The sequence below is a fragment of the Pseudoalteromonas sp. J010 genome, from assembly GCF_003934235.1.
Taxonomy (GTDB): Bacteria; Pseudomonadota; Gammaproteobacteria; order Enterobacterales; family Alteromonadaceae; genus Pseudoalteromonas; species Pseudoalteromonas peptidolytica.
Genome location: NZ_RDBW01000054.1, coordinates 1 through 21543, shown reverse-complemented (window position 1 = coordinate 21543; position 21543 = coordinate 1). Strand labels below are relative to the sequence as shown.

The following is a 21543-nucleotide window of genomic DNA, read 5'->3' as shown; positions in this document are numbered from 1 at the left end:
TTAATACTTGCTCAATTTGAAGGAGTAAACCTGACGCTAACAGCGTTAAAAATTTCTCATTTAGAACAACTAAATAGCAAAATTTTTGCCTCGTTATCGACAAGATTTTCTCGCCTCAAAATAGACCACTTAATTAAGCAAATTGGTATAAATTCGCATTAATCTTAAATATTAGAAGATTGTTTGTTCTTACACTTAGTATAGAATGGATGACACGAGATGTTATGTTGCAGGGATAGATAAAGTGTATCAAGAATGGATGAGCTACTTAGGTGTGGTAGCAAGCGTATGGTTTTTTGCTGGTGTATACCTAGCTGCCAAGCGTTACCCTGATTATAGTCATGTTAATCAATTTTGTAGTGAACTAGGGGCCTGTGGTAGTCCAACACAGGACTTATCACCAAGAGTTAATAATTATCCACTAGCTTTGATATTTTGCGGTTTTGGTTTTTATGTGATCTCACATCCACAGGGCAATTGGGCACTTGACAGCATCGGCGTATTAATTACGTGCCACGGTATAGCAACAGCGGTTGCGGGGTTTTTTCCGATGGACGCTGATCCATATACAACAACTCCAAGTCAGGCATGTAATATTCATTCATGGGCTGGGGTTGTCATGTTGCTAAGTTTACTTATTGCACCATTGTTGGTGTGGTTTGTAACCCCGCTTGAAAAAGGCTTTGCGTGGTTTTCTACGGCGTGTGTACTGGTGTGTATTGGTTTTAGCTTCAAGTTGGCAAAAGCCTACAAGCTAAAGCGCGGCGTAGGCTTGTATCAGCGCCTCAGTTACGGTGCTCAATTAGTGTGGTTAAGTGCGTTAGCCGTTATATTTTAACTTTCTGGTACGCCGCTAAAACAGCCTGCGCTTCAGGTTTACCTTTTGCGACGCGGGTATAGTGAGTTTGGACTTTTGCTAAATAGCGTGCTGATAGTTCCCCTTGCTGCCAAATTGCATCACCTAGGCTAGTAATTATGCTACCCGTTTTATACGTGCTCAGGTAAAGCACTTCGTAGATCCGGTTATTCTCTTCCACAAGCCGCTCTTCTACCACATTTAAGTTTAGGGTTTGTAGCGTGTTTCTCAGTGTATATTGGTGGTGCACTGGACAGAGTAAAAAATCAACATGATTATCGTAATTGGCACAAATATTCCGCATCAAGTTAGCCGTTAAATCGCCCCCAACGCCCGCGATAATAACCAATTGCCTACCGTGATGTTGGGCGAGTGGTAGCTTGGCAACATCGAGAGCGTATAGACTATAGCGTGTGGCTTGGGTGTCAAAAAAACGCTGTAAGTTGCTTTTTACTTTGTCAATGAGTTCAGGCACTACATCTACGAAGTGGATATGTGCTTCACTTGAGAGCAAAAACTGTGCACCTAATTGACCATGGTCGCAGCAGCAATCCCAAATATGTTGATAGTCTTTATCGACAATATCGTGTAGAGCTTGTAAACGTTTTCCTAACTTCAAATACGTACCTATTCATTGCGAGAATAATGATGTTCAGTATTATACCGACTTGCTTAATAAAGTGTTCGACTTTGAGTAAGAACCTTTTGATTTATATCGGTGCACAGCTCAATTCAAGCGCGGTATAGCCATCATTTACATTAAAAAGTGAATGAACTTTTTCATATCTAAGGTCTAGTATGCAATAGCAGATGAAGAGGTTGGATATGTATTCCAAAACAGTTGATTATTCCGTTGCAAGCTTATTGGTGGTGAGCTTAGTGTTGCTTGGTATTTCATTCTTATTTGGTGCTGGTGCCAATTCGGTATCGAGTGCATTTGATTTTTATGGTCTCACCGATGTCATGCCTATATCTAACCTAGGGATGGTATCTGGCGTTGTATTAATGGTAACTAGTGGTTTTGTGGTGTTGCACCAAAGCAAGAGCATCGCAGCGCCTCTGCCACTGGCCGCGATAGCAGTTGTGTGCTTGTTCACTTTAGGTACTTTGCTTGCTGATAATCGTTGGATAGCTGCACATGGTGGGTTCCCAGTTATTGGCTCAGGGCAGGGAGTCATAAAATATTTTGCTCTCTTACCTATTGCTCTTTTTCTTTATTGTCGTCATCAGCTGAGTAAAAAGACGTTAATTTGGTGGAACTATTTCCCAGTCGCTTTGGTATTATTTTGGATTGGTGGAATGAAGTTCCTTGAACTTGAAGCAAAAGCCATTGTTCCCTTAGTTGAAACTTCACCTTTTATGTCTTGGATGTATGAGTTATTTACCGTTCAAGAAGCTTCAAATGTAATCGGTATATACGACCTCTTGATGGCGATACTGTTGGGAATTGGTATTTGGTTTAATTATCGGCCACTACTTATCGTCGCTTGGCTTGGTTGTATCGCGGTGTTTGTGATGACACAGACCTTTCTATTTACAGCGATGGGGGCATTGAGTGACACGAGCTTACTGACGGGACTTGGGCAGTTTGTGATCAAAGATTTGTGGTTTATTGCAAATATGCTCATTATTGCTTATCTCACCTTCGATCACCGTAAAAATGAACAGTAAGGTGTGACAGCGATTCATCGTTTGGATGTTATAAAGAAGTGGTTTAGACGGCCACTTTTTTACTTTCTAGGGGAGCAGTTGGGCACAAGTGCGGTTGTGTTAACTTTTTTATAAAAATAAGCCCGTCGGCAGTGAAAATTAAATGTGAATAAGTTAAGGTCATAAAAAGTTTATTTGTGTGGTCTAAGCTTCATGGACGTACGTATAGACCTCATTCATCGAGCTTAACCATCGCTGAGTGCTGTGTAGCTGGCGTACAACATAGCGAGAATCCAAACTATATGGGTGTGCTATGTATTAGCGACACTGTGCGGTGAGAGGTTATCGGTAAAAGATTAAGAGCTGCATGCAGCGACATTGTGTGTACCTGGTTAGCAAGTTTAAAGAAGATTATTTTATGGAAAGACCAAATACATTAAAGCCGATCTGGCTTTCGGGTGATGATGTGGCGAAGAAGCGCGCACAAATTAAGGCGTACTTCAACAATAGCTGGCAACAATACGAATCCTTATTTAGCAATATCAACAATGATGACGCGTACTTTGTAAAAGCGGAAAGGTTAAGGCACCCACTAATTTTTTATTTTGGTCACACAGCTTGTTTTTACATCAATAAATTGATGTTAGGAAAATACATAAATCAGCGCCTTAATCCGCATATTGAGTCTACTTGTGCTGTTGGTGTAGATGAAATGTCTTGGGACGACCTTGATAGTAATAACTATGATTGGCCAAGTGTTGATGAAGTGAGAGCTTATCGGCAGCAGGTTAATACGTTGATTAATACACTTATCGATTCAATGGATATCAGTTTACCTATCACACAAGACAGCCTTGCTTGGGTGATTTTAATGGGAATTGAACATGAGCGTATTCACCTTGAAACTTCTTCTGTAATAATCCGCATGTTACCGCTAGCTGATTTAACACTCCAGCCCGGTTGGAGTGCGTGTGACGAGCATGGCGATGCGCCGGAAAATGCTTTGGTTCCTGTGGCGGGAACCGATATTCGCCTAGGCAAGCCTGAGTCAAACCAAACGTACGGGTGGGACAACGAATATGGCGTACAAGACGTTAACGTCGCGCCTTTCAAAGCCAGTAAATACTTGGTTTCGAATCAAGAGTTTTTAGCATTTGTTGAAGCCGGTGGTTACAAAAGCCCAGAGTTTTGGACTGACGAGGGCAAAAAGTGGTTGGCGTCAACAAAATCAACAATGCCACGTTTTTGGCTTTCAAAAGAAGGGAGCTATTGGCAGCGTAACTTGGCACAAGAGATCCCGCTTCCGCTCAATTGGCCGGTAGAGGTAAATTATCTTGAAGCCAAAGCATTTTGTAATTGGAAATCAGCTCAAAACGAAGCTCATATACGTTTGCCAACAGAAGCTGAGTGGCAGGTACTTCGTGACAAGTTAGACACCGATCTGCCTACATGGAGCGAAGCGCCTGGCAATATCAACCTTGAAGTGAGTGCTTCAAGCTGCCCAGTTAACCGTTTTGAAACGGCAGGTTTATTCGACATTATTGGTAATGTTTGGCAATGGACTGAAAGTCCGATTGATGCGTTTACCGGTTTCAAAGTGCACCCCTTGTATGATGACTTTTCGACTCCCACTTTTGACGGTAAACACAATTTGATCAAAGGTGGTTCGTGGATCTCAACGGGTAACGAAGCGGTTCGTGATTCTCGCTATGCGTTTAGACGGCACTTCTTCCAGCATGCAGGATTTAGATACATTGAAAGTGACAGTCCAGACGTACCGGTGCAAAAAGTGAACTTATGCGAAATGGACGTGGATGTAGCCAATGACTTACTAAGCCACTACGGTAAACCGGTTATGAATTTTGACAACCCGTTGCAAAGCGTTGTGTCGCACTTAATGAAACACTATCAAGGTCAAACGAATAAAGCACTTGATCTTGGGTGTTCTGTTGGTCGTGCGAGTTTTGAGCTTGCTCAATATTTTAGTCAAGTAGATGGTATTGATTTCACAGCTCGTAATATCCAGCATGCGTTAGCATTAAAAGAAGGGACGCCAGTGCGCTTTGCCACAGAAATTGAGGGTGAAATAGTTGACTTTCATGAGGTGTCTACAAAGCAGCTAGGCTTTAACGAACTGAGCGAGCGTATTCATTTTTGTCAGGGAGATGGCCACAACCTTAAGCCACAATTTGCAGATTATGATTTGATTTTGTGTCATCGCGTAGTGGAATACTTATACTCACCTAAAACCTTTTTAAATCAAATTAAATCGCGTTTAAATTCAGGTGGTATTTTGGCTATCAGCTCAGCCTATCAATGGGACAAATCGTTGACTGAATCAGAAAATTGGCTTGGCGGTTATAAGGTGAGTGGCGAAAATGTCACAGGGCGTGATGGCTTAGAGATTTTGCTAGGCCGAGATTTTGAGTTAGTTGCGCAAGATGAAGTCATGTCTGCCTTTTCTAAAAATGCTCGCAAAGTGGAGCTAGAGCGTTGCCAGCTGACGTTATGGCGACTTAAATAATTAGCGCTAGGCTAGCTTTGAGTCTGCCATTCGCTGTCTATTGCCGAGCTTAAATGGCAAAGTACGTCAATAAAACATACCAGCCGCTGTGCTGGTATGTTACTTATTAGGTTGAATAATGGAACTAGTATTACCCGATCACATCAAGTTTGGTCAAAGTCTTGCAGCGCCTGTTGATATTAATTTAAGCGATTCTTGTGCCCAAGGCGTGGCACTTAACACACTTGTTGAATTGGCAGGTGAAGCTTGGTTTGAGCGTGAGCTCAGTTATAGCCCAATGGCGGGCAGCGACATGCTGCGGGCTGCGATTAAAGCCTATCATTTGCAACCACAGGTAGTGTTAAGCCAAGAGCAGATAGTTACATTTAGWGGCGCGCAGGAGGCTATCTTTACGGTGATGGCGCAACTGCTAAGTCCGCAAGATGAAGTATTGGTCTTTACGCCAAGTTATCCATCACTGGCAAAATTACCCACTCAATTTGACGCCGTAGTTAAATCCATCCCTCTACAAGCTAATAACCAGTGGCAATTTGATATCGAGCGACTTAAGCGTGAGGCAAACGCTAAAACCAAATTGATTATCATCAATGCGCCCCATAACCCCACTGGCGCTACCTTGTCTGATAAGGATGTGGAGGAAATTAAAAGGCTTGCACAGCACTTTGATGCTTATATCTTAAGTGATGAGGTATCAGCACAACGTGCAGATGATGCACGTATTGCAAGCGGTCGCTTCGTTGATTACGTAAAGTCAATTACCTTGGGTGTGTTATCTAAAAGCTTAGGGTTACCAGGAGTTCGGGTTGGTTGGGCAATATGTGGTAACAAAGCGCTTGCCGATCTCCTGTTGGCAGGTAAAAGCTACTTGAGCATTTGTGGCAGTCAAGTAGACGATATGCTGGCTTCAACCGCATTAAATCATAGCGACATTATCTTAAAAGAAAATGCCAAAATAATGGCTCGCAACGAAGCGGCAATGTGTGAATTTGTTCATCAACATTCGCACAAAGTGAGCTGGGTAGCTCCCCAGGGTGGTATGCTCTCGTTACTACAAATTCACTCAGTTAAGGATGCTAAGAGCTGGTCTCGGCAATTTGCAGAAGCGACAAGCACGCTACTGCTGCCTGCAAACTTATTTGTGATGAGCAGTGAATGTCATTTTCGTTTAGGCACCGGCAAGCAAAGCTTTATTGAGGGATTAACTCGCCTCGAGTCATACCTACAATAATACTTGCTCATCATCACAAGCTATCCAGACAATATAGTATTAATCCCGCATTCAAACTGATTGACTATGATAGAAGGTAGAACGAAAAATACTACTGGAAGGAAAAAGTGATGATCAACGTTAAATCTGTGATGATGGGCTGCTTTGCTATGATGCTCAGTGCCTGTGCGTCTATGGGAGATGGTGACACAGCACAAAAGCAACGCGCAATCTTGGATATGAAAAATGAAGTACTGACTCAACTCTACAGTAAAAAGCCTGATACACGCGCCCAGATCGCCGCAGCACCGGGATACGCGGTTTTTTCCAATGCCAATGTCAATTTGTTATTTGTATCAGCTGGAACGGGTTATGGTGTTGTACATGATAACACTGCTGGACAAAATACTTATATGAACATGGCCGAAGGGGGCGTAGGTATTGGAGTGGGCGTTAAAGACTATCGTATAGTTATGGTTTTTCATAGCAAAGCGGCAATGGATAAGTTTGTGACTTCTGGGTGGACCTTTGGTGGCAACGCAGATGCTGCGGCAAAAGCTGCTAACAAGGGGCGTTCGGTAGAAGGCGAGGCGTATTATGGCGATGTCACTGTGTATACCTTTACACAAAGCGGCTTGGCCTTACAAGCAACAGTAAAAGGTACCAAATTCTGGAAAGATAAGGAACTGAACTAATACCAATTAGACTCAATACTTGCTCACTTTGAAGGAGTAAACCTGACGCTAACAGCGTTAAAAATTTCTTATTTTAGAACAACTAAATAGCAAAATTTTTGCCTTGCCTACACGGGTGTAGGTACCTTGGCGATAGCAGGACGCGGAAGCGGTGTCATCGACAAGGTTTTCTCGCCTCAAAATCGACCAGTTAATTAAGAAAATTGGTATAACTTTAAAAAAAGCCCCGAATAGTGATGGGGCTTTTCTTTTTAGTCGGCGACGTTTTCACGCTTGAGCCGTTTTTCAAAACGTCGAGTGAGCAATTGGCAGACGATGATCAATACAATAGCTGCAAACATAAAGCTAGAAAACGGTAAAGGTGACTCAGGAGTCGCTAGTGCAAGGAGCGGGCCGACCAACGCGCCGCTACCAAACCTCAGCGTTCCAATTACAGCCGTTGCCGTGCCTGTTTGATGTTCAAATTGCAATAGTATTAACGCATCAGCATTACTGGCAATAATGCCAAGACTCATCATCAATGGTGCTATTGCAGAGGCTAGCACCCATACTGACACTGACTGACTACTCAATACGACCAAAAGTGTGGAAAAGATAACGCCAATTGTCAGGCCAATATTGAGCATTTTTCTTGAGCCTAATCTTGGAACTAAGCGCGTATTCGCGAAGTTACCCAACATAAGGGCGATTACATTCATAGCAAATAGCACRCCGAACAATTGCTCTGTGATACCGTAGTATTCAAGGTAAATAAATGAAACTGAAGTTAAAAAACAAAAGAATGCGAATGAGGCCAACATCGAAGATAGAATGTCGTAGCGTGCCTTTTTTTCTGTCAGAACTATACGATAGTTTTTCAGGAAAAATGACAAGCTAAGCGGTACGTCAGCTTTGGTTGGAATTGCAATACAAAAAAACTGTAAGGCAACAACTACCAAAACTGCATATAGTGCTAAAAACCAAAAAATAGCATGCCAATCAAAGTACAACAAAATCACAGCACCCAAAGACGGAGCAACAAGTGGTGCGATCATCATAATCATCGAGACATAGGACATTCCCTTGGCGGTGTGCTCTTTGTAGTAGTATCGTATTACACCCGGCACAACCACCGTTGCAGCAGCACCACAAAATGCTTGAACGACACGTAAGAGGCAAAACATATCGATGTCATTGGTTAATGCGAGCCCGACAGACGCTGCGGTAAATCCAGCCAATCCGAATATTGCCAAGGTGTGCCTAGAAAACTTGTCAGCAAGTGGACCAAATACCATCATGCCGACTGCATAGCCTGCCAAGTAGCTACTGAGAGAGACTTGTACTTGCTCAAGTGGGCTATTCAAGCTATCAGCAATCGCAAGCATCGCAGGGAGATAAAGGTCGATAGCCAAGGGCGTAATTGCAACAATACTAGCCAATAACGGTAATAGAATTGCAGGGAGTGTTGATGACTTCATATGTTGGTATTGTTACCTTATTGCTCTAACAAAAAATATACTCATCAGATGAACTTAAAATGATGAAGAAGCCGTACGCGCTAAAGCAGTACGATTAAAAATGCTGTTCTGATAAGCCGTTGTTCATGAAAAATTTTTTATATTGTACTAAGTTAGTCTCGTTAAGTGACGAAATTGCGGTAAACTTAGAACACTTTGGTTGTAAAATAAGAAAAGGAACAAGTTATGAAAAAACTGGTTCTCGCGATCGCGGTTGCAGCAACGCTGGTTGGCTGTAAAACATCGCCTACTGGACGTACTCAGTTAGCACTATACTCAGAACAACAAATGGACCAAATGGGTGTTGCAAGCTTTGAGCAGATGAAACAGGAGCAAAAGGTTGACCTGAGCGCAAATACTAATCGCTACGTCAAGTGTATTGCAAATGCTTTAATAGCGCAACTGCCAACGCACTATGCAAATCAGCAATGGGAAGTGGTGGTATTTGAGGATGACTCTGCGAACGCATTTGCCCTGCCTGGGGGCAAAATTGGCGTACATACTGGCATTCTAAATGTAGCTGAAAACCAAGATCAATTGGCGGCGRTGATGGGTCACGAGGTCGGTCACGTTATTGCAGAACACGCAAATGAGCGAGTGTCTCAAAGCAGTATTTTGCAATTAGGGCTTCAAGCCGGTGCCGCTGTGCTTGAAATGAATAACGTCGAATACCGAAATGCGATTTTACAGGGGTTGGGCTTGGGGGCGCAATATGGTGTTGCGTTACCGTTTAGTCGCTCACATGAGAGTGAGGCAGATGTTATAGGTCTGGACTTGATGGCTAAGGCCGGTTTTAACCCAGAAGGTTCTGTTGCGCTTTGGCAAAACATGGCCAAAATGAGTGAGCAGCGCCCACCAGAGTTTATGTCTACACACCCCGCGCCAGAAAACCGCATAAAGCAGCTTGAGGCAAATATGGTCACTGCTAAGGCAACTGCGAATAAGGCCAGAGCTAGTGGCTTTACTCCAAGCTGTAAACGCTAGCTAGCTATCCTCAGCACTTATCGAGCTTATAAATGCACCAATTGCAGTTTAGTTAAATGTAATTGGTGTTACCTTCAGTCTCACACATTAATATAAACAGCCGTAATTCTAGCTCGAGCTGATGGTAGCTTGGTTCCATGTACTGGCAAAGCTTATAAAATGCTTTGTTGTGATCCTTCTCTTTAAAGTGTGCAAGCTCGTGAACAACTAGCGCCCGTAATATCGCTTCAGGTGCGTGCTTTAGCTGAGCCGCTATGTGTATTTGGTGTGAAGTTTTGTGTTTGTGACCGTGTCGTGTGGTTTTAAAAGTATGTGTTCCTAAGGCATTAACTACCATGTTGTGGCGTTTCTCAAATTTAGCTTGTGAAACCCTTGGAGTATTTTTTAAGTACTGTTGTCTTAACCCTTCGACATATTCGTAAAGCAACTTATCGTTTTTTATTTGATGTGGTTCTGGGTAACGGCTTTTGAAAAAAGTACCTAATTTCTTGTGCTCAATTAGTTGAGTTACTTGAGCTTGAACCTCTTCAGAGTAGTGTAAAAAATAGGGATGGGACATTAAAACAGCGCCTCTTGCTTTGCTTCTTTTTCAGCGGGGAATGGATTGCTTACTTGGTGCTGCATATACAAATCAGCGATAAATTGTCTTGCTAAAAATGGTGCATCAAAATTATCAGCGGTATGAAAAAATACATAAGGTGATTTACCTTCGTGGAGCCACTGAGTAAGCTTTACTAACCAAGGTTGGTAAAACTCTCGATTTGACTCAAGTTTGGAGCAGCCAACAAAGCGTAGGACAGGGTTGTTTCCTGTGGCAATTGCGTGCACAGGTAATCGTGGCTTTTTTTGCTGTGCATCTATAATCGCAGGGGTACTGGCAGGCTCGCTAAAGAGTGCGCGAGTATCCATTACGATTCGGTTGTAATTATTTTCAATTAAATATTGGTTGTATCTGCGCTCAGCTTCGMCCTTGCGATAAAAATCCCAATGCCGTACTTCAACACCAACAGTTAGCGATTTGGGTAGCCAAGACAAAAATTGTCGTATTTTATTTATCTGCTCTGGCGAAAACTGCGCGGGTAATTGCAGCATTAACATACCGATTTTAGGAAATAGCGGTGCCATTGTATTACACCAAGCAAGTAATTCATCTTGGCAGTGGCTAAGTGCCATTTCGTGACTAAATCGCTTTGGGATCTTAAACGTAAAACGAAAATCATCAGGTACTTGCTCAAGCCATTTTAGTACTGTTTGTGGATTAGGATCGGCATAAAAAGTCGTATTCCCTTCAACACTATTAAACACTTGACCATACTCTTTGAGCATATTTGTGGCATTGCAGTGCGTGCTAAAAACGCGACCCTTCCAATGTGTGCTGCTCCATTGTGGACAACCCAGATACAACATATCAAATAAAATACCAATTAAATGTGCCAATAGTGTATCAGATCTTAGATTGAGGATGACAATGCAGCGTATTTTTATATAATTGTCGGTTATTGAAAACGAGTCTTAGCGACTGCCTTACCAATAGTGTGAATTCATATTGTGTGGTGAGAAATGATTAGTCGTAAGAGCAAACTGGACTGACAGGAATTTTATGCGCTCTATATACTGCGGAAAACTAAATAAGAGCCATGTAGATCAGGAAGTTGAACTATGTGGTTGGATCAATAAACGTCGTGACCTTGGCGGCCTAATCTTTGTTGACTTAAGAGACAGAGAAGGACTTGTGCAAGTGGTATTCGATCCAGAAGTGGAAGGCTTAATGGATAAAGCGAATACGTTGCGCCAAGAGTTCTGTGTTCAGATCAAAGGTGTTGTCCGTGCGCGTCCTGAAAGCCAAGTGAATAAAGACATGGCGACAGGTGAAGTTGAAATACTCGGTACGGATCTGACTATCATCAATCGTTCAGAGCCTTTACCGCTTGATTTTAACCAACAAAACTCGGAAGAGCGTCGTCTTAAATATCGCTACTTAGACCTACGTCGTCTTGAAATGAGCGACCGCATCAAGATGCGTGCAAAAGCTAGTAGCTTCGTTCGTCGCTTCTTAGATGAAAACGAATTTTTAGATATCGAAACACCAGTACTGACAAAAGCAACACCTGAAGGCGCACGTGATTACTTAGTGCCTAGCCGTGTGCATAAAGGCAGCTTTTACGCGTTGCCTCAGTCACCACAGCTATTTAAACAGCTGTTGATGATGTCTGGTTTTGATCGTTACTACCAAATCGTTAAGTGTTTCCGTGACGAAGATTTGCGTGCAGACCGCCAGCCAGAATTCACTCAGATCGATATCGAAACGTCATTCATGAGTTCAGACCAAGTACGTGGCGTTACAGAGAAGATGGTTCGCGAAATGTGGCAATCTTTCTTAGACGTTGACTTAGGCGAGTTTCCAGTGATGCCTTACAGCGAAGCGATGAGTAAATATGGTTCAGATAAACCAGATTTACGTAATCCACTTGAACTGATCGATGTCGCTGACATTGTAAAAGATGTTGAGTTTAAAGTACTAAGTGGCCCTGCAAATGACGAAAAAGGTCGTGTAGCTGTGCTATCCGTACCCGGTGGGGCACAACTTTCTCGTAAGCAAATTGATGAGTACACTAAATTTGTAGGCATCTATGGCGCTAAAGGCTTAGCGTGGATGAAAGTGAACGACCGTGATGCTGGTATCGAAGGCGTACAGTCGCCAATTGCCAAGTTCTTGAACGAAGAAGTGATCAATGCACTGCTTGAGCGCACAGGCGCAAACACAGGTGACATTATTCTATTTGGCGCAGACAAGCGTAATACTGTAAACGAAGCCATGGGCGCGCTACGCCTTAAGATTGGTCTTGATTTAGAAATTACAGACTTATCAAAGTGGGCACCACTTTGGGTTGTTGACTTCCCTATGTTTGAAGAAGACGACGAAGGTAACTTACACGCTGTGCACCATCCATTTACAGCACCGAAAGGCGTCAGTGCGGCAGAGCTTGAAGCAAACCCAGCAGGTACGCTTTCTGATGCTTATGATATGGTACTTAATGGCTATGAAGTTGGTGGCGGTTCGGTTCGTATCCACAACAATGAAATGCAGCAGGCTGCCTTTAGAATTTTAGGTATTGAAGAGGCTGAGCAGCAAGAGAAGTTTGGCTTCTTATTGGATGCACTAAAATATGGCACTCCACCACATGCCGGCCTTGCGTTTGGTCTTGATCGTTTGGTGATGTTACTGTGTGGCACAGATAATATTCGTGATGTGATTGCATTCCCGAAAACAACTCAGGCATCATGTTTGATGACTGATGCGCCAAGCCCTGCAAACCCAGATGCACTTAAAGAGCTTGCTATTTCAGTTGAAAAGCAGCTTGCTGAGCAAAATTCAGACGAATAACATTTCAGCACAAATATAAACAGGCGACTAAGGTCGCCTTTTTTGATCTTATGTACTAGCTTATAACTGGTAATCTATACAGTATTTTGGCATTATAACCAAAAAACAAAGAGACAATGCTTTTGGCTGTCATTTTAGGAATTGATCCGGGTTCACGATTTACTGGATATGGCGTGATTGCTCACCAGGGCGCAAAGTTCCAATATTTGGGAAGCGGCTGCATTAAAGTGGGTGAACATGAATTTCCCATCCGCTTAAAAATGATCTATCAAGGGATCACCCAACTGATAGAGCAGTTTTCGCCTAGTGATTTTGCAATTGAACAAGTGTTTGTTGCACACAACCCAAGCTCTGCGCTAAAGCTTGGTCAAGCCCGAGGAGCGGCCATCGTGGCAGCGACAATGCAGTCGGTTAATGTCAGCGAGTATTCTGCAAGGCAAATTAAACAAGCGGTTGCAGGGACAGGTGGCGCAGATAAAAACCAAGTACAAGAGATGGTTAAGCGCATTCTAAAGCTGCCAGGCACGCCTCAAGCTGACGCCGCTGATGCCTTAGCTGTAGCAATTTGTCATGCCCACTCAAGGCAAAATTTAATAAAGATGGCCGGAGCCGCACGTAAAACAGTAAGAGGAAGGTTAAGATAACTATGATTGGAAAGTTAAGCGGTACACTGTTAGAAAAACAGCCTCCAGAAATACTAATCGACGTTGCAGGTGTTGGGTACGAAGTGCAAATGCCAATGACCTGCTTTTACGAGCTACCAAATGTGGGAGAAGCAGTCTCAGTGTTTACCCATTTTGTAGTTCGTGAAGACGCACAATTGTTATTTGGCTTTAATAGTAAGATAGCACGAGCGCTGTTTAGAACCTTAATTAAAGCAAATGGCGTAGGACCCAAACTTGGGCTTGCGATTTTATCGGGCATGTCGGCAGAGCAATTCGTTAGTTGTGTTAATCAAGGTGATGCGACAACTTTGGTTAAAATTCCAGGTGTTGGTAAGAAGACCGCTGAGCGTTTAGTACTTGAGATGAAAGACAAGTTAAAAGACTTTGGCAATGACTTGCTCACACCATTTAGTGATGCTGCTGTACTTGCTCCGCAAGAAAATCCAACGGTAAGCGACACCCCGTCAGATGAAGCGATTGCGGCATTAATGGCATTAGGGTATAAACAAGTTCAAGCACAAAAAGCGGTAAAAGCCGTGAACAAAGAAGGCATGACGACAGAGAGTATCATCAAAGATGCTCTTAAATCGATGATGTAACTATGATTGAAGCAGATAGATTAATTGAGCCTGAGATCCAAGGTAATGAAGACGTAGTAGATAGGGCGATTAGGCCTAAATTACTAAACGATTATACCGGTCAGCCGCATGTTAAAAAGCAAATGGAAATCTTTATTGCAGCGGCGCGCTCAAGGCAAGAAGCGTTAGACCACTTACTGATTTTTGGCCCGCCAGGTTTAGGGAAAACGACGCTTGCGAACATTGTTGCAAACGAGCTTGAGGTGAATATTAAAACTACCTCTGGGCCGGTGCTTGAAAAGGCAGGTGATCTTGCTGCGTTACTGACTAACCTTGAAGAAGGTGATGTGTTATTTATTGATGAGATCCATCGTTTAAGCCCTCAGGTGGAAGAAATTCTCTATCCTGCGATGGAAGATTACCAATTGGACATCATGATAGGAGAAGGCCCCGCTGCACGTTCAATTAAGCTGGATTTACCGCCTTTTACTCTAGTAGGGGCTACGACACGCGCTGGTTCTTTGACCTCACCATTGAGAGACCGTTTTGGCATTGTACAGCGTTTAGAGTTTTACTCGGTTGCAGACTTATCTTCGATTGTTACTCGCTCAGCGTATCACTTAAATCTAGAGATCACCGAATCTGGTGCGACAGAAGTTGCTCGTCGTGCGCGAGGTACACCACGGATCGCAAATCGTTTATTGCGTCGAGTCAGAGACTTTGCTGAAGTAAAAGGGGATGGCTCTATCACTGAAGAGATTGCCCACTTAGCACTGGATATGGTTGATGTTGATAAATGCGGATTTGATTATATGGATCGCAAATATCTGCTGGCAATCATTGAAAAGTTTACCGGTGGCCCGGTGGGGCTCGATAACCTCGCGGCGGCAATCGGAGAAGAAAAAGAGACCATCGAAGATGTCATTGAACCATTTTTGATCCAACAAGGTTTTATTCAACGTACGCCAAGAGGGCGTATTGTTTCAGATAAAGCGTATTTGCATTTTGATTTGTCTAAGCCTGAGTAATTTAGCTTTAGGCTAAGCAGATATCATTGAAATAATGAGGTGAAGGAACGGCGATGTTTCTCACCTGTTACTCCCTCGCAAATAGCGAACCTGCACTCAGTAATTCTTTATTCAAGCCCTAAGTTATTTATTCATTACTTTACGTGGCCGTTTTCTCTCTAACATGAATAGCCGCGCAAATCCCCTATCATTTCAAAGCGTAAGCTCAGGCTATTCATTTCCTGACAATTCAAGCAAGGTTCATGACGACATGGTTAATCTAATTCCGCAATATAGATTAACCCAAATTTGTTTTAATGCTAGCTCGATATGACGGAGAAAGATTAATACCACCGACATTAAAATTTGCTATGTGAAACAACTAAATAACCTGAGCTGCGGATAATTAATGCCTTTCTAGCAGCCAGTTTTAGCGCTAACTGCTAGCTATTGGTGCGTAAATTCGCCTTGCCTACATGGTGTAGGTACTTTAGCGAGAGCAGGACGTGGGAGCGGTGTTTTCCCTAAAACTCTCTGGCTAGATAAAGAAAAAACTAAGTTGTGCTTTAGCAACAATGAGTTGGAGCATTCCTTATCCAGACCTCAGGTTAAATCGCAAACCTTTTGTCTTACATAGATTGGCTGGTACGTTGATGATAGCAGGGCATATGAGTGGGTTATCAACAAGGTTTTCTCGCCTCAAAATAGATCACTTAATTAAGATAATTGGTATTAGAATTGAGCTTTGAATTTTTGGCAAAAAAAAGCCCGCATATAAATGCGGGCAAAACAACAAGTTGAAGGAAGTAATCCAGGGAACAGATGATCAACTTTGGGTTTTATCCGCAAAGTGTTCCATCTAAGCAATACGAAAAATCAGAATCCTATTGCAAGTAACTGTGCTTGCTGAAACTTCAGCTGCTCGCTCAGTACAGGGTGTATATTAAAGAGCTTTTGACTTTTCATCAAACTAGAAAAATTCTTTTTTCGGATAAAAAAAACTAATCTTGCTGTTTTTTATTAGTACGAAATTCAACCGCATGTTCAGGGTTTTGTTTTTTTAAGTGCTTGTAATATATGGGTTTGTTCTATATTCATACAAAGTGTGAATATTAGATAATTTGTTGTTAATTGGTAAGACCAATATGTTTTTTGAGGTTTTATTCTATATTTGTGCATAAAAGCAGTGTTTTATGCAGTTTTTAATCATATTTACAACCAGTAGCTCAGGGAGCTAAAACCATAGAAAAAGTATGAAATAGAAGGACAGTAAGGATTTGAGTTATTTATCGTCAAATACAATGAATTCGCAGTATTGAGATTGTAAGGTATTTACAGTGTGGTTAAACTAGCTGAACCTTTTGGTAGTAGTTCTAGTCTATCACTAGATGCAGCCTCTAAGCGCTCAATATATAAATGGCTACCATCGCCGAAACACTTTTGGGAGTATAATAACGTGGAATCGGGACTAAATTTTGTCGATTTAATTTTAAAAGCCAGTTTTTTAGTACAACTTGTGATGTTGACTCTGGTTGGTCTATCAATTGCTTCTTGGGCAATTATCTTTCAGCGCAAAACCATTATTTCGCAAGCCCAAAGCCAGTCAAAGAATTTCGAGCAAAAGTTTTGGTCAGGTATGGATCTAAGTAAGCTCTATAATGAAATCACCGCAAGAGCTGGAACAGCTTCTGGGTTAGAGGCGCTATTTGTGTCGGGCTTCAAAGAATTTGCAAAGCATAAAAAAGGCAATATCCAATCGCCTTCAATTGTGCTGGAGGGCACTCACAGGTCAATGCGAGTTGCGCTTTCCCGAGAGGTTGAAAAGCTAGAGTCCAGCCTTTCTTTTCTTGCAACAGTCGGTTCAATAAGCCCGTATATTGGCTTGTTTGGTACTGTGTGGGGAATTATGAACGCTTTTATTGCCTTGGGCGAAGTCAAACAAGCCACGCTGCAAATGGTTGCTCCGGGTATCGCTGAGGCGTTGATTGCAACGGCAATGGGCTTATTTGCTGCAATTCCGGCTGTGATGGCTTATAACCGCTTTGCGAAAAATGTTGAAAAGTTAGAAAACCAATACATCAACTTTATGGAAGAGTTTGCCAATATTCTTTATCGTCAAGCAGCAACACAAGTAGAGGCTAAGCAAAATGTATCAGCGTAAGAAGCGCCGTCCCGTAGCGGAAATTAACGTCGTTCCTTATATAGATGTCATGTTGGTGTTGTTGATCATTTTTATGGCTACAGCGCCGCTGATCCAGCACGGCGTAAAAGTAGATCTTCCTCAAATGGAGGAATCCGAATTAGTTGAAACTAAGGACTCGCCTCCTATTATTGCGACGATTGATGCCGAAGGCCGCTACTTTGTTACAGTGGGTACTGATCCTGAAGCACCAATGGATGCTGTAGAAGTTGCTGCAGTTATTAAGCTTAAACTCGAACAAAACCCCGATACACCAGTAATGATAAAAGGCTCAGGAAAAGTGTCTTATCAAGAAGTACTTTATCTGATGGACTTTTTGAAAAAGGCGGGAGTGCCTTCTGTTGGGTTAATGACGAAATCGTTTGAGGATGAATAATGAGTTCATTATCTAGCAGCGTAGTTAAGTCAGTCTTGCTTCATGGTGCAATTGGTGGGTTGCTTCTTGCTACTGCAAATTTTCATATGGATACGCCGACAGTGATGGAAGTGACGCTAAACCCGCAACAGGAAGACAAACAACCTGAGCGAGTGGTGTCTGCTGTTTCTGTCGATCAGCAAGCTGTCGAAAAGAAGATTGCGGATCTAAAAAAGCGTGAGGCAGATAAAAAGGCCGCAGAGGAGCGGCGTATTCGTGATTTAGAGCAGCGTGCACAGCAAGCTAGAAAAGACAGAGAAGCAGAAGCTCGCCGTATTAAAAAGCTAGAGCAAGAGCGTCAAGCAAAGCTTGAAGAAAAGCGTCGTGCAGAAGCTCAGGCCAAGCGTGCAAGAGAGATAGAGAAAAAGCAACGTGAGCAAGCCGATAAAGCCAGAGCAGAAAAAGCTGCAGCAGAGGAAGCAGCCAAAAAAGCTGCCGCCCAACGTAAAGCAGAAGAAGATAGACTGAAAAAGGCAGAGGAAGCACGCAAACGGCGTGAAGCTGAAGAGAAGCGAAAAGCTGAAGAAGCAGAGCGCAAGCGTCAAAAAGCACTCGAAGAGCAAATGCTACGGGAGCAACTAGCAAAAGAGCAAGCTGCAAGAGCTAAAATTCGTCAGCAGCAAGTGTTGAGCGAAGTAGATAAGTATAAAGCCCTTATTATGCAGCGTATCCAAGCTAATCTTCTGATTGATGAGACAATGAAGGGTAAGCAATGTCGTGTTAACATTCGACTAGCTTTCAATGGCTTGGTGACCCATGTTGAATCACTCGGCGGAGACAGACTGGTTTGTGAAGCCGCAATACGAGCGGTGAAAATGGCTGACACTTTACCTGTTTCAAAAGAAAAAGACGTATTTGAACAGCTTAAAAATATCAATTTAACAATCAAACCTAATTTATAAAGGACGAACATGTTAAAAAAGTTCTCAACCTTATTACTGGTTTTAACCCTTGGTATCTCACACTACGTGCAGGCCGCGTTGGAGATAGTGATTACCGAAGGGGTGGACAGTGCTAGACCTATCGCAATTGTACCGTTTAAATACAATGGTACAGGGGAGATGCCCTCAAGTTTAACTGAGGTAATTTCAGCAGATCTTATGCGCAGTGGTAAGTTTAAACCGATTGCGGAAAGCAATATGCCACAATTACCAACGACAGATACTGAAGTGGATTATGCCGCTTGGGTTGATGCTGGCGTTGAAGCTGTGGTTGTTGGTACAGTGACACAACAATCTGCAGGACGTTATTTGGTAAAATATGAGCTTATTGATGTGATAAGAGCACAATTGACTGGTGGTGAAACGCGTATCATGTCAAATGGCCGCTTGATGCAGAGCGACGATCATGTACTTGAAGGACGTCAAAGCATTATTAACGCCAGTGGGTTTAGAAACTATGCTCATCAGATAAGCGATGTTGTTTATGAAGCACTGACCGGCGAAAAAGGTGCGTTTAGAACCAAGATTGCTTATATCATTGTTCGAGATGAACAAGACAAACCTTATCAGTTAGTTGTTGCCGATTATGATGGCTACAATGAGCAAGTATTACTACGCTCAAAAGAGCCACTGATGTCACCAGCTTGGTCACCAGATGCGAATAAACTTGCTTATGTCACTTTTGAAAACCGTCAGTCACAAATTTATATTCAGGACATCTATACCGGAAAGCGTGAACTAATTACAAGCTATCCTGGTATTAATGGTGCTCCACAATTTTCGCCTGATGGCACCAAACTGCTAGCTGTGTTTTCTAAAGATGCAGGCGGTGCAACAGAAGTTTACTTGATAGACTTAAAAACCAAGCAAGAAACGCGCTTAACACGCCACCGTAGTATAGATACTGAACCGTCTTGGCATCCAAATGGACAAGAAATTGTGTATACATCTGAAAGGGGTGGTAATGCTCAGATTTATAAGTTAAATTTAAAATCTGGTCGGTCTAAGCGAGTTACATTCGACGGTGACATGAACTTAGCGGGCTCCATTACTCCAGACGGAAAGCGTTTGATAATGGTAAACCGTACACTTGGCCGTTACCATATTGCTAAAAAAGAATTAGATTCCGGGCTGTTTCAAGTGTTGACTCGTACGAGGTTAGATGAATCTCCGAGTATCGCGCCAAATGGTTCAATGATAATATACAGCACCTTGCACAATAATAAGCAGGTATTGGCATTGGTGTCTATGGATGGCCGTTTCAAGGCAAGACTACCGGTCTTGGACGGTCAGGTTAAGGCACCAGCCTGGTCGCCGTTTTTACAGTAATTTTGCTGGTTAGATTTATAAAGATATAGGAACATACTCGATGCAACTTAACAAAACTTTAAAAGCTTTAATGGTCGCGTTGCCTGTGATGACACTTGCAGCATGTAGCTCTTCTTCAAGTGTTGACGAAGGTGCGGCTAATGAGAGTAACAGAGCGGCAACCACAGAGAGCAACACTGTAGACGTAAACACAATGTCTCGCGAAAAGTCGGCTGAAGAGAAGCTACGCGAAAAATATGAAGCGTTACGCCAAGAGCAAATTGTTTACTTTGATTTTGATAAATCTACAATTCAAAGCAAATATGCAGAGCTACTTCAAGCACATGCTGATTTCTTGGTTAAAAACCCAAGTGTAAAAGTTCTTGTAGAAGGTCATGCGGATGAGCGTGGTACACCTGAGTACAATATTGCTCTTGGTGAAAGCCGCGGTAAGTCAGTTGCTAAGTACCTGCAAAGCTTAGGTGTTTCAGATAGCCAGATTTCAGTCGTGAGCTACGGTGAAGAAAAGCCTATGGTTAAGTCTCGTACAGAAGAAGCATTTGCTAAAAACCGTCGTGCGGTATTAGTGTACTAAGAAAGAGTTATTATGAAGCCGAATACTATTTTGGCAGCATTCTTTCTCATGAGCGGGAGCGCCCAAGTTTGGGCTGCTCCCGCTCCTGTTTCAGAAGCTGCAAATTCAGATCAAACAATTGAAGAACGGATCTCTCAATTAGAAAGTATGATGAGAACCCGAAACCTGCTACAAGCAGAGCTCCAGCAGCAACTCAACCTGTTGCAAGAGGAAGTAAGTCAAGTTCGTGGTGTAACTGAAGAACAAAGCTATAAACTGGAAAAAGTCTTGCAACGTCAACGTGAGCTCTATCAGGAAATTGAAAACCGGGTTAGTCAGGCCTATGATCAGTCTCAGACAAGCACCGTGACAACAGATATTACCCCTGAACAAGCGTTTAGTAGTAATTTGTCTGAGAATGAAGCTTATGATCGTGCAGTAAACATGATCATGAAGGATAAGCGCTATGATGCCGCGATACCAGAGTTCCAACGTTTTTTACAGACATACCCAAATTCAGTTTATGTTCCTAATGCGCATTATTGGCTAGGGCAGCTATTCTTAATTAAAACGAAAAGTAGCGATGCAAAATCTCACTTTGAGACAGTTGTAACGAACTTTCCTGAGTCAAACAAGCGCCCAGAGGCTATGTTAAAGCTAGGAACGATACTTAATGAGCAAGGTAAAACAACTGAAGCCAAAACGCTCTTAAATAAATTGATTAAAGAGTATCCAAGTACGACTCCTGCAAAATTGGCAACAGAGCGTTTAGCTAAGATGTAATTATCACTTTTTGAGCTGAGTGCCTTAAAATTAGGCGCTTAGTCATAAAAAGTGAAAAAAACTAGCTATTTCAGTTGCACTCAAAATTTAAATAAGTATTATAAGCGCCCGCAGCAGGCGATTGGTAACAAAAAACTGCTGTGTAAAGTGGGTCATTAGCTCAGTTGGTAGAGCAGTGGACTTTTAATCCATTGGTCGATGGTTCGAGTCCATCATGACCCACCACKTTATAAGYTTTAGAATTCATRTTTGAGCGGGTCATTAGCTCAGTTGGT

Annotated in this window: 20 protein-coding genes and 1 tRNA gene; 17 read left to right on the top strand and 4 right to left on the bottom strand. The window is 42.6% G+C overall.

Going from position 1 to position 21543, the window contains the following annotated elements; genetic code table 11:
* The first annotated feature begins 244 nt into the window (after nucleotides 1–244).
* Nucleotides 245–838: a DUF998 domain-containing protein gene (locus EAG18_RS21455; RefSeq protein ID WP_125254386.1), complete on the top strand. Its 594-nt coding sequence runs from the start codon at nucleotides 245–247 to the stop codon at nucleotides 836–838.
* Here the strand turns inward: EAG18_RS21455 and EAG18_RS21450 are convergent.
* Entirely contained in the window at nucleotides 828–1475 is a 648-nt protein-coding gene (locus EAG18_RS21450) for a tRNA (adenine(22)-N(1))-methyltransferase TrmK (RefSeq protein WP_125254383.1), read from the bottom strand. The two genes, EAG18_RS21455 and EAG18_RS21450, sit on opposite strands and share 11 nt — an antisense overlap.
* A 206-nt stretch (nucleotides 1476–1681) precedes the next feature.
* Between EAG18_RS21450 and EAG18_RS21445 the strand changes: the two genes are divergently transcribed.
* The 4 genes from EAG18_RS21445 to EAG18_RS21430 all read left to right on the top strand — a co-directional run bounded on the left by EAG18_RS21445 (nucleotide 1682) and on the right by EAG18_RS21430 (nucleotide 6932).
* Nucleotides 1682–2527 carry a DUF417 family protein gene (locus EAG18_RS21445; RefSeq protein WP_125254382.1) on the top strand — a complete coding sequence of 282 codons (846 nt, stop codon included), beginning with the start codon at nucleotides 1682–1684 and terminating at the stop codon, nucleotides 2525–2527.
* 397 nt (nucleotides 2528–2924) lie between these two features.
* Nucleotides 2925–5030 carry a 5-histidylcysteine sulfoxide synthase gene (gene ovoA / locus EAG18_RS21440; RefSeq protein WP_125254381.1) on the top strand — a complete coding sequence of 702 codons (2106 nt, stop codon included), beginning with the start codon at nucleotides 2925–2927 and terminating at the stop codon, nucleotides 5028–5030.
* Between the two features lie 118 nt (nucleotides 5031–5148).
* Nucleotides 5149–6258, top strand: a complete 1110-nt coding sequence (locus tag EAG18_RS21435) for an aminotransferase class I/II-fold pyridoxal phosphate-dependent enzyme (protein ID WP_125254380.1) — start codon at nucleotides 5149–5151, stop codon at nucleotides 6256–6258.
* A gap of 110 nt (nucleotides 6259–6368) precedes the next feature.
* The gene (locus EAG18_RS21430) at nucleotides 6369–6932 is read left to right on the top strand and encodes a YSC84-related protein (protein WP_125254379.1); all 564 of its coding nucleotides are present in this window, start codon (nucleotides 6369–6371) and stop codon (nucleotides 6930–6932) included.
* 251 nt (nucleotides 6933–7183) lie between these two features.
* Here EAG18_RS21430 and EAG18_RS21425 read toward each other — a convergent pair whose 3' ends face one another.
* On the bottom strand, nucleotides 7184–8389 hold the full coding sequence (locus tag EAG18_RS21425) for a Bcr/CflA family multidrug efflux MFS transporter (RefSeq protein WP_125254378.1): 1206 nt from the start codon (nucleotides 8387–8389) through the stop codon (nucleotides 7184–7186).
* 225 nt (nucleotides 8390–8614) lie between these two features.
* On the opposite strand from EAG18_RS21425, the gene EAG18_RS21420 reads away from it, so the two are divergent.
* Complete coding sequence (locus tag EAG18_RS21420; RefSeq protein ID WP_125254377.1) at nucleotides 8615–9412, top strand: M48 family metallopeptidase; 798 nt, start codon at nucleotides 8615–8617, stop codon at nucleotides 9410–9412.
* Nucleotides 9413–9464: 52 nt separating this feature from the next.
* Here EAG18_RS21420 and EAG18_RS21415 read toward each other — a convergent pair whose 3' ends face one another.
* Both EAG18_RS21415 and EAG18_RS21410 read right to left on the bottom strand, forming a co-directional pair.
* A complete protein-coding gene (locus EAG18_RS21415) occupies nucleotides 9465–9971 on the bottom strand; it encodes a YgjP-like metallopeptidase domain-containing protein (RefSeq protein ID WP_125254376.1) in 507 nt (168 codons plus the stop codon).
* Nucleotides 9971–10819 (bottom strand): DUF72 domain-containing protein, encoded by an 849-nt coding sequence (locus tag EAG18_RS21410; RefSeq protein WP_185745642.1) that lies wholly within the window; start codon nucleotides 10817–10819, stop codon nucleotides 9971–9973. Before EAG18_RS21410 ends, EAG18_RS21415 begins: the two co-directional genes overlap by 1 nt.
* 193 nt (nucleotides 10820–11012) lie before the next feature.
* On the opposite strand from EAG18_RS21410, the gene aspS reads away from it, so the two are divergent.
* The 11 genes from aspS (at nucleotide 11013) to EAG18_RS21350 (ending at nucleotide 21493) form a co-directional block, all read left to right on the top strand.
* Nucleotides 11013–12797 (top strand): aspartate--tRNA ligase, encoded by a 1785-nt coding sequence (gene aspS, locus EAG18_RS21405; protein ID WP_125254375.1) that lies wholly within the window; start codon nucleotides 11013–11015, stop codon nucleotides 12795–12797.
* Between the two features lie 122 nt (nucleotides 12798–12919).
* Nucleotides 12920–13441 carry a crossover junction endodeoxyribonuclease RuvC gene (gene ruvC, locus EAG18_RS21400; RefSeq protein ID WP_125254374.1) on the top strand — a complete coding sequence of 174 codons (522 nt, stop codon included), beginning with the start codon at nucleotides 12920–12922 and terminating at the stop codon, nucleotides 13439–13441.
* 2 nt (nucleotides 13442–13443) lie between these two features.
* Nucleotides 13444–14061 (top strand): Holliday junction branch migration protein RuvA, encoded by a 618-nt coding sequence (ruvA, locus tag EAG18_RS21395; RefSeq protein ID WP_125254373.1) that lies wholly within the window; start codon nucleotides 13444–13446, stop codon nucleotides 14059–14061.
* 2 nt (nucleotides 14062–14063) lie between these two features.
* Nucleotides 14064–15068: a Holliday junction branch migration DNA helicase RuvB gene (gene ruvB, locus EAG18_RS21390; protein WP_125254372.1), complete on the top strand. Its 1005-nt coding sequence runs from the start codon at nucleotides 14064–14066 to the stop codon at nucleotides 15066–15068.
* Nucleotides 15069–16503: 1435 nt separating this feature from the next.
* Nucleotides 16504–17208 carry a protein TolQ gene (gene tolQ / locus EAG18_RS21380; protein ID WP_125254384.1) on the top strand — a complete coding sequence of 235 codons (705 nt, stop codon included), beginning with the start codon at nucleotides 16504–16506 and terminating at the stop codon, nucleotides 17206–17208.
* The gene (gene tolR, locus EAG18_RS21375; RefSeq protein WP_099643373.1) at nucleotides 17195–17623 is read left to right on the top strand and encodes a protein TolR; all 429 of its coding nucleotides are present in this window, start codon (nucleotides 17195–17197) and stop codon (nucleotides 17621–17623) included. The genes tolQ and tolR overlap by 14 nt, the downstream gene beginning before the upstream one ends.
* On the top strand, nucleotides 17623–18564 hold the full coding sequence (gene tolA / locus EAG18_RS21370) for a cell envelope integrity protein TolA (RefSeq protein WP_125254371.1): 942 nt from the start codon (nucleotides 17623–17625) through the stop codon (nucleotides 18562–18564). Before tolR ends, tolA begins: the two co-directional genes overlap by 1 nt.
* Nucleotides 18565–18573: 9 nt before the next feature.
* On the top strand, nucleotides 18574–19932 hold the full coding sequence (gene tolB / locus EAG18_RS21365) for a Tol-Pal system beta propeller repeat protein TolB (RefSeq protein ID WP_125254370.1): 1359 nt from the start codon (nucleotides 18574–18576) through the stop codon (nucleotides 19930–19932).
* A 40-nt stretch (nucleotides 19933–19972) separates the two neighbouring features.
* Nucleotides 19973–20506, top strand: a complete 534-nt coding sequence (pal, locus tag EAG18_RS21360; protein WP_125254369.1) for a peptidoglycan-associated lipoprotein Pal — start codon at nucleotides 19973–19975, stop codon at nucleotides 20504–20506.
* Nucleotides 20507–20518: 12 nt separating this feature from the next.
* The gene (gene ybgF, locus EAG18_RS21355; RefSeq protein WP_125254368.1) at nucleotides 20519–21268 is read left to right on the top strand and encodes a tol-pal system protein YbgF; all 750 of its coding nucleotides are present in this window, start codon (nucleotides 20519–20521) and stop codon (nucleotides 21266–21268) included.
* 149 nt (nucleotides 21269–21417) lie between these two features.
* Nucleotides 21418–21493: transfer RNA gene (locus EAG18_RS21350), tRNA-Lys, on the top strand.
* Nucleotides 21494–21543: the final 50 nt, after the last annotated feature.

Excerpts from the sequence above, each read along its gene's own strand:
- pal (WP_125254369.1), top strand. The coding sequence starts at position 19,973 with ATGCAACTTAACAAAACTTTAAAAGCTTTAATGGTCGCGTTGCCTGTG.
- tolB (WP_125254370.1), top strand. The coding sequence starts at position 18,574 with ATGTTAAAAAAGTTCTCAACCTTATTACTGGTTTTAACCCTTGGTATC.
- tolA (WP_125254371.1), top strand. The coding sequence starts at position 17,623 with ATGAGTTCATTATCTAGCAGCGTAGTTAAGTCAGTCTTGCTTCATGGT.
- aspS (WP_125254375.1), top strand. The coding sequence starts at position 11,013 with ATGCGCTCTATATACTGCGGAAAACTAAATAAGAGCCATGTAGATCAG.
- EAG18_RS21415 (WP_125254376.1), bottom strand. The coding sequence starts at position 9,971 with ATGTCCCATCCCTATTTTTTACACTACTCTGAAGAGGTTCAAGCTCAA.
- EAG18_RS21445 (WP_125254382.1), top strand. The coding sequence starts at position 1,682 with ATGTATTCCAAAACAGTTGATTATTCCGTTGCAAGCTTATTGGTGGTG.
- ovoA (WP_125254381.1), top strand. The coding sequence starts at position 2,925 with ATGGAAAGACCAAATACATTAAAGCCGATCTGGCTTTCGGGTGATGAT.
- ruvA (WP_125254373.1), top strand. The coding sequence starts at position 13,444 with ATGATTGGAAAGTTAAGCGGTACACTGTTAGAAAAACAGCCTCCAGAA.
- EAG18_RS21430 (WP_125254379.1), top strand. The coding sequence starts at position 6,369 with ATGATCAACGTTAAATCTGTGATGATGGGCTGCTTTGCTATGATGCTC.
- ybgF (WP_125254368.1), top strand. The coding sequence starts at position 20,519 with ATGAAGCCGAATACTATTTTGGCAGCATTCTTTCTCATGAGCGGGAGC.
- tolR (WP_099643373.1), top strand. The coding sequence starts at position 17,195 with ATGTATCAGCGTAAGAAGCGCCGTCCCGTAGCGGAAATTAACGTCGTT.
- ruvB (WP_125254372.1), top strand. The coding sequence starts at position 14,064 with ATGATTGAAGCAGATAGATTAATTGAGCCTGAGATCCAAGGTAATGAA.